This window comes from Mycobacterium alsense (assembly GCF_002086635.1).
GTDB classification, from domain to species: Bacteria; Actinomycetota; Actinomycetes; order Mycobacteriales; family Mycobacteriaceae; genus Mycobacterium; species Mycobacterium alsense.
The window spans coordinates 1-11,940 of sequence record NZ_MVHD01000026.1; the positions used below are offsets into that span (position 1 = coordinate 1).

An 11,940-nucleotide genomic window follows, 5' to 3' on the forward strand; every position below is an offset into this window, starting at 1 on the left:
CGACTGGCGTGATCACGGCCTGCAGTATGCGGTGATCTTCAACGTCAGCGGCGTGCAGCCCAGCCTGCGCCACGGCCCGGCCGCGACCCTTTCCCTGACCAGAATCCTTCGCGGACTACGCAAGCTATGAACGACGGGTGGCGAGCCAGCCCCGCGACATACCCGGATGGATATGACCGAATACCTTGAGAGGCAATAGAAACGGATGAGACCGACCAACGACAATGGCGCTATCCTCAGCCGGGTTGCGGAAGGAACCGGTGGGCTGACGGTGGACGTTTTCGGACCACTCATTGAGTTCCTCACGCCGGAGGATAACGAACAGATTTGCGTCATGCGCGGTGTCGTGCCGCCCGGAGTCGCGGTTCCGCTGCACAGCCACGACGACTTTGAAGATTTTTTGATCCTCACGGGTGGTCACCAAGTTCTAGTCGAGGATGAGGGTGGGCTCAAATGGCGCGACGCCCACGCCGGAGATTACATCCGCGTGGCCGGCAACGTTCCGCACGCCCATCGCAATCTCTCCGACGAACCGGCCGTCGATCTGATCATCACAACCGCAGCCATGGGGCGCTTCTTTCGGGAGGTCGGTCGCCCAACCGGATCCCCACCGCCGACTGCTCGGGAGGTGGCACACTTCGTCGAGGCTGCAAGGCGTTTCGGCTACCGGCTGGCAACGCCAGAAGAAAATGCGGCAGTCGGCATAACGTTGCCGGCGTTCACAGCGTGACAAGCCAGGCCGCACATGGATAACGCTGAATGTGAAGTGGTGCAAAGTGCAACCCTGATCCGCGGCCACTCACAAATCTGGTCACGGCGGATTGATCGTCAAAGAGCTGTGTGGCTCATTACTATGAGGAGGCCACGTGCCTGAACGTGCCGAGACCGCAGTAGTTCTCGGGGCAAGCATCAGTGGATTGCTTGCCGCCCGGGTGCTCGCTGATTTTTACGGCACAGTGACAGTGGTGGAACGCGACGCGTTGCCCGACCGGCCGATGACCCGACGAGGAGTGCCGCAAGGCGGCCTACCCCACATTGCACAGCCGCGCGCCACTCAGATCATGGGTGAGCTGTTTCCAGGTTTGCTCGACGAGCTGCTCGCGGGCGGCGGGCGGGTGTGGAACGACGGTGACCTGTCCCGGCTCTGGATGTCATACGGCGGCCACTCGCTGTTGCGATCTGGCACGATTCCAGACCCTGACTCGATAGTCGCCTACTACGTCACGCGGCCATTTCTCGAGTGGAGTCTGCACCGGAGAGTCCAATCCATGCCCAACGTGGCGATTGTCGGCGGCCACGAGGCAGTGAGGCTGACGTCGACCCCCAACCGTGACCGCGTGACCGGTGTCGTGATGGCGCAGCGCGAGTCCGGTGCCGAGAAGACCGTGGCGGCCGATCTTGTGGTAGACGCGACCGGACGCGGCTCACGGGCGCCGGTGTTTCTCGACGAGCTGGGCTATTGTCGCCCGCGCGAAGACCAACTGATGGTGCACGTCGCCTACGCCGGCCTCCTGGTTCACATACCGCCCGGCAAGTTGCGCGAAAATTTTGCCTTTGCCGCGGCCGAGCCCAGCCGCCTCGTGGGATTCGGGATGGTTGCCGGCGAGAACGACACCTACATGCTCGCGGTCCAGCCCATGGCGGGACAACAACCACCGCGAGATCGTGCCTCGCTGCTCGCCTGCCTGGCCGACATCGCACCCCCGCACGTGCTTTCAGCCGCGCGCTCCGCTGAACCACTCGCAGACATCTCCCAGTATCGGTTTGCCTCAAATCGGTGGCGCCGCTACGACAAGCTGCCACGAACGCCCGATGGCTTGATCGTCGTCGGTGATGCAATATGCAGCTTCAATCCTGTCTACGGGCAGGGGATGTCGGTGGCCGCCATCGAAGCGGTTGTCCTGCGTGACTGCCTGCTGCAAGGCGACCGGAATCTGCCGCGGCGGTTTTTCCGCGCCTCCGCCAAGGAGATTCGGGTGCCTTGGCAGGTGGCGGTGAGTTCCGACCTGTCGCTGCCCCATATACCGGGGAAGCGACCCCTTTTCGTACGGATCACCAACGCCTATTTGGACAGCTTGCTGGCGGCCGCCGAAACCGATCCAGCAGTGGTTCAGCAATTCCTGCGGTTTATGGGCATGATTGATCCTCCCTCGCAGTTGCTGCGCCCATCGACGATGCTCCGCGTCATCGAGGCAAAACGAAAGCGGGCTGTAGCGAACATGCGACGCGCGCAGACAGGCGAGTCGCGGCGGCCGGCTCTGGCTGAGAAGCCTCTAAAGAGACCGCCAGACAAGTGATTTGGCGCGAACGTCGCTGACCGCGTCGACCGGAGGAATGATGAAAAGGATGAATCGGAGTGATAACGACACCTGGGATCTGGCCACCAGTGTGGGCGCGACGGCAACCATGGTCGCCGCAGCCAGGGCGGTGGCCACCAGGCAAGCGGATGCGATCATCAATGATCCGTTCGCCGAACCCCTCGTCCGCGCTGCAGGTGTCGAGCTGTTCGCCCGGTTGGCCAGCGGCGACCTGGAGTTTGCCGACATTGAAACCCCTTGGATGATGGATTATTTCGCAGTACGCACACGATTCTTCGATGGTTTCTTCTCCACCGCGTTATCCGCCGGCATCCGCCAGGCGGTAATCATAGGATCCGGACTGGACTCGCGCGCCTACCGGCTGGAATGGCCGCCGGGCAGCATCGCTTACGAGATCGACCAACCCGAGGTGATCGAGTTCAAGGACTCGATACTGACCCGGCTGGGCGCCACACCAGCCACACAATTGTGCACCGTGGGCATCGACCTGCGCCGAGACTGGCCAGCTGCACTGCGACAAGCGGGCTTTGATCCCGTGCAACCCACCGCCTGGCTGGCGGAGGGCCTGATGATCGGATATCTCCCGTCCGATGCTCAGAATCGCATGCTGGATCAGCTCACCGCGCTCAGCGCACCGGGAAGCCGGTTGGCCGCGGACCATGTGACGAAAAGGTCGGGTTCCATCGGCTCAAACATGCGGCACGTTGCGGCGACCTGGAAGCGGCACGGCTTCGACGTCGACTTCGGTGACCTTACCTACCCTCACGAACGCAACGACGTTGACAAATACCTACAAGCGCGCGGCTGGTACACCAGAGACCGCGGCTTGGTTGATTTGCTCGCCGCTGACGGGGTGCCCGGGGGCGCCCGGGACACCGTCTTGAACGTGCACGATGCGATCCACTATCTCACCGCGACCAGAAACTAACGCTGTGCGTGCAACCGCCAGCGACGGCGCTGCCGGGATGACTAGCCACCGGCGGATGCGATCAGGCGCCGACTCGCTGCAAGCTCGTACTGATCGATGAACGAACACCTACGACGGAATAGCAGAGTATCGAAAGGAAGCACGATGCCCGTCTACCAGTGCTACGTCCCAAAAGGTTTGCTGGATCATTCTGTCAAAGCCAAACTCGCCGACGAAATCACCACCATTCACACCAACGCCACCGGAGCTCCGGAGTTGTACGTCAATGTCCTGTTCCATGAGATCCCGGATGGCGACCATTTCGTTGCTCGCAAACCGTCAACCCACTCTTACCTTTTCGGCCTCATCCGCCACGGACGGGACCTCGAAACACGCCAGACGATGCTACGGGACTTCTCGCGAATGTGGACACGCGTCACCGGCCAGTCCGAGGCCGAATTACTTGTGGCGTTGAGTGAAGCTGATCCTGCCAACGCCATGGAGGCCGGTTTGATCCTGCCCGAGCCCGGCCAAGAGCGAGAGTGGTTCGGCGAGAACGCCGGCAGGCTGGCCGAATTGGGCGTGACGCCGTGACATGCCGCGACGTTGCTGTCGGTCCCCGTTGAGGGCCGGGCTCGGGCGTCAACTCCCTGCGGGCCTCGGCCCGGGAGTGCGTCGCTCATAGATCCGTCGCCTCTGGGCGTCGGCGCTCGCCCGCGGTACCTGACCTTGCAGTCGACGGCTATGAACAGTTGCCGGTGAGTCCGCGTGCCCCTCCCCAGGCGGTGGGCTCCGTTCTCGATCACCTCGTCGAGGTCCCCCACGCTCAGGAGTGGTGAAAATCCGCCATCGGCGTGGTCGCGGTCAGCCTTTGTAGGCGGCCGCAATCCGGCGCCATTCTTCGCGAGGGAAGGTCGATGGGTCAGCCGTCAGCACCTGAACGCAGACGTGATCGGCGCCTGCCGACTTATGCTCGGCGACCCTCCGCATAACGGCCTCCTCGTCTCCCCACACAATGATCCCGTCGAGAAGCCGGTCGCTCATCTGCGCCAAGTCATCTGCCGAGAGCCCGCTACGGCGCAGCAAGTTATCGGCGTAGCTCGGAGAAGCCGCCAAATACGCCCGCAGCCAGCAGCTTCCGATGGTACGGGCTTCGTCGGCGCTGTCACACAGGATCACGGTCTGCATCGGCAACAACAACGAGGCCTCACCTAGGGCGGCACGGGCTACGGCCGTATGCTCCGGCGTCACCAGGTAGGGATGGGCGCCGCGCGCACGACTCGCGGCGAGCGCCAGCATTTTCGGGCTCTGCGCGATGATCACGCGCCGCTCGGCGGGCACCGGCTGCTCCGCAGCATCCAATGCATCCAAGAACGCCGCGGTCGCCAGCGCCGGGTTGCGGTACGGCCCCGGCTGGCTGCCGCCGATTCCCAGCAGGAAGCGGTCGCCATAAGCGGTGGCGAGCGCGGCATAGGATGCGGCGACCTCGCCCGGTGAGTGCATCCACAGATTCATGATGCCGGTCGCGATCACCGTCCCCGTGGTTGCGCTGAGCAGGCGATGCGCGACATCAAACACCGGTCCGCCGACACCCGGGATCCATAGCGCGGTAAAGCCAAGCTCCTCCAATTCTGCTGCCGCCTCGGCGGATTCCGACGCGTCGGCGTTGCGCAACTGGACACACGACACTCCAATACCGGCGAGTTCCAACCGAATCATTCCTTTCCCGCTACACATGTTGCTTGGAAGCCTTGGGCGCCGAAGGCTCAACGCTGTTGAGAAATGCTGTATACGTTGGGCAACGAGCGCGTGGCGAACGCCACCTTCTGCGCGCTCAAGAATCATGTTCTGCTTAGCGTGACTAGCGCGTTCACCAGCGCCGCCTGCAGCAGAACCAGTTTCAGGTCGAGGACGACCAGCAGGTACAGCAGCGTGGTCTGCAACTCGCCGATTTCAGCTTTGAAGGCCGCCGAAAAGAGGTCTCCAGACACGGGGAGGGCGGGCGAAACAGCAACCGTCCCGTCAGCGACATCCGACGGCGAGCTTCGGGACGTGTGGATCATCCGCTGGTCACCGACATGGTTGGCGAGCATCTGCGTCACGGTCGGCACCGGGTCGGGAAGCGCGCCTTGGCTAAGGTTCTGATCGTCGAATGTGTTGGGGGAGAGCGCCGCATGGGGGCTCGGGTAATCGGCGAAGTCACCGCGGCCCACCGGACTCCCGGCCGGTAGACCATCCCGACCAACCCCGCCAAGCGGCCCACGGGTCGACACAACCTCAGCTGTGACCTCGCGGGCCTCGAGTCCGGCTAACTTCTCGGTGACGGTGTCGGAAGCGGCCGGCAGCTGTACCGGGTGCGCCTGCACCTCAGGTGTGTCTGACGCCGCCAGCATGGCGGCGATGGCGCTTATCTCTATCAGCGCGATGCCAGTAGTCAGGTATGCGCGGAGGCGGGTAACGAAGTTCGGTCCACCGCATTCCGGGATACCGACGGTCGTGGGACGAGCGGCTAACTGCACAGCATCTCCTTGCTGACGGCGACGTTTCAGGGCCGGGGAGGAGCCACGAAGGCACCGGTCGATGTGTACCGCGCTCAGGCGGCACACACGTGTCCCAGACAGGCGCTCTGTACACGCAGGGCGCATCCGCTGGAGCTCGGCATGACGTCCTGTCAATCCGCCGCGAAGAACTCCACGGCCGGCGGCCGGTGCGATGCCACCGTCGCCAATGGGACCGGCCCGCTGTCAGCGGCCAAAAGGGGCGGTGTGGGCTGCCGAGACGTACGCAACACCGACGATCTGAATTACAGTTAAGTTATGTAATGTAACCGGACGCTGCGGCGCGGACAATCGCCGCAGGGAAGGTGGATTGTGGGCCAGTCAATTCAACCCGAAGGCGATCGTTCCGCCGGGACCGCGTCCACCGCACGCTCCCGGAGCGCACGCGCCAGCGGTCGGCCTCGGGACGAAGCGTTGGATGAGGCCATAATTCTCGCCACCAGGGAACGGCTGGTGCGAGATGGCTACTCGAAGATGACCATCGGCGACATCGCTGCGGATGCCCAAGTCACCCGTCCGACGCTCTACCGCCGCTGGAAGAACAAATTCGACCTGGTGGTCGATGCGCTCGACTACGGGTTTCGCAAGCAAGACAACATGTACACGGTCGACCTGAGCCGGCTGGAGCCGCGGGACGCTTTTCTAGAGGCGGTCCGCCGACTCGATCCTGCTTACTACAATCCGAATGCCATTTTGCTCATGGGCAACTTCGCCGGCGAGTCCGTTCGCACCCCGGAGTTGCTGGAGATTTTGCGCCGGCACGGCGTCGAACCCCGCGTTGACATGCTGAAGGCGCTGCTCCGAGAGCTGCAGCGCACGCGCAGGGTGCGGTCCGACGCCGACGTCGACACGATCGCAACCATGTGCTTCGGCAGCTATCTGGCGGCCTTCTACCGGGGGGATGCACCCACCGAAATCCCTGATCGCGTGGTCGCGGTGCTCTGGCCCGCCCTGGCTGCGAAGCCCGCTCGACGTGGTTCATCCGCCCGGACTGGACGGGTGACTAATCGCAGATCCGCCGCTGGGGGCCCTCGCTAGGCAAATCCGGTGTGCTGAACGGTGTTTCGAGCGTCTCGATGGCGAAGGCGGTGCCGTGATGGTCGACTACGGTGTGACCCCCGGGCTCCGCTGGGTCCTGCTCGCGGACGGACGCTTGTGGCACATTAAATTACAGTCATATAGTGTAACGAAATTATGGTGGAGGTCGTGCCTTGAATTTCGGTCGGTCCTCTCGCCGGCCCCAAAGGAGGCAGGGATGAAGGCAGGAGTAGCGACCGCGCCGGCTAGGAAGTCCCGATTCGGCGATACGCCCCGACCTGTCTTCCCGCCTCGGCTACCACGTCATGGGCCGTGGCCGGTGACGGTTGCCGAGTCTTCATCGAGCAACGCTGGGCGGCCTCGCGCTGGTATACGGTCAGGCCATGCGGGTACCGGCGGAGGTTGCCCCATAGGCGGCGCAGGGTGGAGCTAATCGGCCGACGGGCCGAGTGCGAGGTTATCGATCACCTCGTGAACGTTGTCTGCGCCGGCGAGAGCCGAGCGCTGGTAATACACGGAGAAGCAGGAGTTGGAAAATCCGCGCTGCTGGACTACCTGGCTGAGCGCGCATCGGGCTGCCGGGTGGCGCGCGCCGCCGGTGTCCAGTCCGAGATGGAGCTCGCCTTCGCCGCGCTGCACCAGTTGTGCGGACCAATGCTGGGTCGACTCGAGCGGCTTCCTGAGCCGCAACGCGATGCGCTGCGGACAGCGTTCGGCATTATTGCCGGCCCGCCACCGGACCGGTTCCTTATCGGGCTGGCCGTGTTGGGCTTGCTCTCTGAGATAGCCGACGAGCAGCCGCTGTTCTGCCTGATCGACGACGAACAGTGGCTGGACCAGGCCTCTGCGCAGGTGCTCGCCTTCGTCGCGCGGCGCTTGGTAGCGGAATCCGTCGGGTTGATTTTCGCCGCGCGTGTGCCAGGCCGCGATCTCGCCGACTTGCCGCAGCTCGTGGTGTGCGGCTTGGCGGACACCGACGCGCGTGCGCTGCTGGACACCGTGCTGACCGGGCCACTCGACGCGCGGGTACGCGACCAACTCGTCGCTGAGACGCGGGGCAACCCTTTGGCATTGGTGGAGTTGCCGCGAGGAAGGAGCGCCCAACAGCTGGCAGGGGGGTTCGGCCTGCTCGCCGCGGTACGACTGTCGGGAAGCATCGAAGAGAACTTTCGCCGGCGCATCAGCGCCATGCCGGAGCCGACCCGCAACCTGCTGCTAGTGGCGGCGGCCGAGCCGACCGGTGACCCGGCGCTGATTTGGTCGGCGGCGGCGCGGCTTGAAATCGGCGCGGACGCCGCAGCGCCCGCAGTCGATGAAGGCTTGGTGGAGTTCGACTCCCGGGTGCGATTCCGTCATCCGTTGGGGCGCTCGGCGGCTTACCACTCCAGGTCACTGCAGCAACGCCAGCAGGTCCACCGGGCCCTCGCGGAGGTCACTGATCCGCTGTCGGACCCGGACCGGCGCGCCTGGCACCTAGCCGGCGCCGCCACCGGACCTGACGAGAGCGTCGCCACCGAGCTGTTGCGCTCAGCGGGGCGGGCTCAAGCGCGCGGTGGGGTGGCTGCCGCAGCGGCGTTTCTTGAGCGAGCAGCGGTGTTGACCCTCGACCCGGTCCAACGAGCCCAGCGTGCACTCGACGCGGCGGCGGCTAAGGCACAAGCTGGCGCATTCGACGCCGCTTTGGATCTGATAGAGCTAGCCGAAGCCGGACCCTTAAGCGATTTGCAGCACGCTCGTGTCGACCTTGTGCGCGCCCAGCTCGCCTTCGTCACCAACCGCGGCAGCGATGCCCCGCTGCTGCTGCTGAAGGCCGCGAAACGGCTGGAGCCAATCGACGCCGCTCTGTCCCGCACGACCTACCTGGAGGCGCTATCGGCGGCGATGTTCGCCGCCCGACTGGCGTCCGGCTGCGGGATCCTGGACGTAGCGCGGGCCGCCGCAGCGTTGCCGCGCCCCACAAAGCCGGGCCTTTCCGATCTTCTGCTCGACGGCCTCACAACACAATTCACCGACGGATATGCGTCAGGACTCGGGATATTGCGTCGCGCGATCGACGCTGCCGGATCTCGAACGTCATCGGACGTCGATCTGCGTTGTCTATGGCTGGCCGGAATCGCCGCATTGCACGTCTGGGATGACGACAGTTGGGACGTGCTTTCGGCACGGCATGTCGAGCTCGCCCGTGCCGCCGGCGCGCTAACCGAGTTGCCGCTTGCCCTCAGTTCGCGCGCGGTGATGCTGCTTGCCGCGGGAGAGCTGACGGCTGCCGATTCGCTGATCCATGAGGCCGAGACGGTGACGGAGGCGACCGGCGATCGGGTCGCTCCCCATGGCGCACTGGGTCTGGCCGCATTTCGCGGCCGTCGTGCGGAGGCGTCGGCGTTGATCGAGGCAACCGAGAGGGACGTCGTACGCCGCGGTGAAGGCGTCGGGCTGACCATTGCCGAGTGGGCGCGGGCCGTGCTCAGCAACGGCATTGGCGACTACGAAACTGCGCTGGCCGCAGCTCGGTGCGCCGCCGAACAACTCGCAGATATCGGTGTATCGGCTTGGGCCGCGGTCGAACTGGTAGAAGCGGCCGTGCGCAGCGGTAGGTCAGACATCGCGGTCGACGCCCTGCATCGGCTTAGCGAGATGACCAGTGCAAGCGGCACCGATTGGGCGCATGGAGTAGAAGCGCGTTCGCGTGCCCTGCTCAGTGATGGCGCGGAGGCAGAGCGCCTCTATCAGCAGGCGATCGACTGGCTTGGCCGCACCCGTATGCGTGCCGAACTCGCTCGGGCCCACCTGCTCTACGGGGAATGGTTGCGCCGCGAGCGCCGGCGTATCGACGCACGGGCACAGTTGCGAGCCGCACACGGCATGCTCGACGCGATAGGGATGGAGGCGTTCGCCGAGAGGGCCGGGCGTGAGCTTCAGGCCACCGGCGAAACAGCCCGCAAGCGCACCGCCGCCGTGAGCGGCGAGCAACTGACAGCGCAGGAAACCCTAATCGCGCGTATGGCCCGCGACGGGCTGTCGAACCCCGAGATCGGCGCCCGCCTGTTCATCAGCGCACGAACGGTCCAGTATCACCTTCGCAAGGTATTCGCCAAAGCCGGCATAAGCTCACGCAGCCAGCTCGACCGAGTGCTTTGACTAGCCACCGGCGGATGCGACCATCGACCGGCTCGCTGCAACCTGGAATTGATGCCGCGAGTTGGGAGATTGCGGATGGGTGAGCAGGTCGTCGTGGTCACGGACGCCTTGGGCGGTGTAGGCCGCCTTAGCGCCGAAGGGCTCGCCCTGGCTGGCCACACGGTCTACGCATCGATGCGTGACATACACGGGCGCAACGCATCTCAGGCCGAATCGGTGAACTACTTTGCCAACGACAACGGCGTCGATCTACGGATGGTGGAGATGGACATCCAGTCGCAGTCTTCGGTGGACGCCGCGATCGAGAGGGTTTTCAACGCCAACGGCCGGCTCGACGTGGTGATGCACACCGCCGGGCGGATGGCGTTCGGGCCGGCTGAGGCGTTTACGCCGCAGCAGCTGACCGAGTTGTATGACATCAACGTGGTGGGCACGCAGCGAGTCAACCGATCCGTGCTGCCTCACATGCGAAGACAGCGGCAGGGCCTGGTGGTCTGGATATCGAGCAGCAGCTCAGCGGGAGGCACGCCTTACCTGGCGCCCTGTCTCGCCGCCAAAGCCGCGATGGACGCGCTGGCGGTGGCATACGCTCGCGAGCTGGCGCGTTGGGGCATCGAGACTTCCATCATCGTTCCCGGCGCGTTCACCACAGGGACCAACCACTTCGCGCGTGCGGGATCACCCGCCGACCAGGCGGTGGTCGACGAGTACGAGGCCGGACCCTACGCAGGTTTTGGACCTCAGGTTGAGCGAGCCTTCGGTGACATCGTGCCGCCGGACGCCGACGCGTCCGCGGTTGCCGATGCCGTCGTCGATGTAGTCGACTCCCCATTCGGCAGGCGCCCGTTCCGGGTTCACATCGACCCCGCAGGGGATGGCGCCGACATCGGCTTCGCGGTGCTCGACCGGCTCAGGGCCGAGATGTTGCATCGCGTTGGCCTGCAGGACCTGCTAAAACCGGCCCGATTGGTCTAGTGCTGATGTCGCTAATTGTGGGAAATATGGCCCACTCCGGCAGTGGCACGTCGGTCGCAAAAACCCAGACTCAGACGCCATGGGGACTGACCCAGCGATGCGCCAGCTCACCGCTAGCCGACATTGAACGCCATGACTAGCCACCGGCGGATGCGACCGCATGACGGTCCGCTGCATTCTCTTGATTTACGACAACGAAGGACTTGCGATGACCACCCGGATTCTGGCCTTGACGCGCTCGAGGAGGCAGCGGTCAAGCCGCGCCCGGGAGGATCGACGGCGACATCCATGACGGCCTCGCCGACGTGCCCTTCTACAACGACCGCCGAAAGCTGAAAGGAGGAAGGCGATGCGCTTGGTGATCGCCATGACCGGGGCGAGCGGTGCGGCCGTGGGTATCCGCCTGCTCGAAACCCTGGCGCACCTGGGGGTCGAGACACACCTGGTGCTCAGCGACTGGGCACGGGCGACGATCAAGCTCGAGACCGATACCAGCGTCGAGGCGGTCCGGGCGCTGGCCTCACACGTCTACAGCGCCCGCGACCTCGCCGCGAGCATCTCCAGCGGGTCGTTTCGCACGGACGGCATGGTCGTCTGCCCGTGCAGCATGAAGACGTTGAGCGCCATCCGGATCGGCTTCAGCGACAACCTCATCACGCGCGCGGCCGACGTGACGCTGAAGGAACGGCGCAGGCTCGTCCTGGTGGCCCGCGAGGCGCCCTTGAGCGAGATCCACCTCGAGAACATGCACTACCTCGCGCGCGCCGGAGCCGTGATCTTCCCGCCGACGGTGGCCTATTACGCGCGGCCCCGGTCGGTCGACGAGGTGACCGACTATGTGGTCGGCAGGGTGATCGACCAGCTGGGCATCGAACACAGCCTGATCAAACGCTGGAAGGACGACCAGCAACGGGCAAACGCCGACCCGGCCCCCCGGGAGGCCGACGAGTGGGCCACCCGCATGGAACAGACGTTGCGTCAGCCCCTGTGTGCGCCCATCGACTGA

At 64.7% G+C, this 11,940-nt stretch carries 10 protein-coding genes; 8 read left to right on the forward strand and 2 right to left on the reverse strand.

The genetic code is table 11. From position 1 onward, the window contains the following. Positions 1–205 precede the first annotated feature (205 nt). The 4 genes from BST11_RS15350 (at position 206) to BST11_RS15365 (ending at position 3,819) form a co-directional block, all read left to right on the forward strand. Positions 206–730: a cupin domain-containing protein gene (locus tag BST11_RS15350; protein WP_083138790.1), complete on the forward strand. Its 525-nt coding sequence runs from the start codon at positions 206–208 to the stop codon at positions 728–730. A gap of 136 nt (positions 731–866) precedes the next feature. Continuing rightward, on the forward strand, positions 867–2,297 hold the full coding sequence (locus tag BST11_RS15355; protein WP_083138791.1) for an FAD-dependent oxidoreductase: 1,431 nt from the start codon (positions 867–869) through the stop codon (positions 2,295–2,297). Between the two features lie 49 nt (positions 2,298–2,346). Further along, a complete protein-coding gene (locus BST11_RS15360; RefSeq protein WP_083138792.1) occupies positions 2,347–3,246 on the forward strand; it encodes an SAM-dependent methyltransferase in 900 nt (299 codons plus the stop codon). Positions 3,247–3,390: 144 nt separating this feature from the next. Continuing rightward, positions 3,391–3,819, forward strand: coding sequence for a tautomerase family protein (locus tag BST11_RS15365; protein WP_083138793.1), 429 nt, complete (start codon positions 3,391–3,393; stop codon positions 3,817–3,819). A gap of 270 nt (positions 3,820–4,089) precedes the next feature. On the opposite strand, the gene BST11_RS15370 is transcribed toward BST11_RS15365, so the two are convergent. Continuing rightward, positions 4,090–4,935, reverse strand: a complete 846-nt coding sequence (locus BST11_RS15370; RefSeq protein WP_083138836.1) for a TIGR03620 family F420-dependent LLM class oxidoreductase — start codon at positions 4,933–4,935, stop codon at positions 4,090–4,092. A 131-nt stretch (positions 4,936–5,066) separates the two neighbouring features. Next, complete coding sequence (locus BST11_RS15375) at positions 5,067–5,744, reverse strand: hypothetical protein (RefSeq protein ID WP_142276374.1); 678 nt, start codon at positions 5,742–5,744, stop codon at positions 5,067–5,069. A 351-nt stretch (positions 5,745–6,095) separates the two neighbouring features. On the opposite strand from BST11_RS15375, the gene BST11_RS15380 reads away from it, so the two are divergent. The 4 genes from BST11_RS15380 to BST11_RS15395 all read left to right on the forward strand — a co-directional run bounded on the left by BST11_RS15380 (position 6,096) and on the right by BST11_RS15395 (position 11,940). Further along, a complete protein-coding gene (locus BST11_RS15380; RefSeq protein ID WP_264010329.1) occupies positions 6,096–6,821 on the forward strand; it encodes a TetR/AcrR family transcriptional regulator in 726 nt (241 codons plus the stop codon). A gap of 423 nt (positions 6,822–7,244) precedes the next feature. Then, a complete protein-coding gene (locus BST11_RS15385) occupies positions 7,245–9,959 on the forward strand; it encodes a helix-turn-helix transcriptional regulator (RefSeq protein WP_264010330.1) in 2,715 nt (904 codons plus the stop codon). Between the two features lie 75 nt (positions 9,960–10,034). Next, entirely contained in the window at positions 10,035–10,934 is a 900-nt protein-coding gene (locus tag BST11_RS15390) for an SDR family NAD(P)-dependent oxidoreductase (protein WP_083138795.1), read from the forward strand. A 349-nt stretch (positions 10,935–11,283) separates the two neighbouring features. Continuing rightward, complete coding sequence (locus tag BST11_RS15395; protein WP_083138796.1) at positions 11,284–11,940, forward strand: UbiX family flavin prenyltransferase; 657 nt, start codon at positions 11,284–11,286, stop codon at positions 11,938–11,940.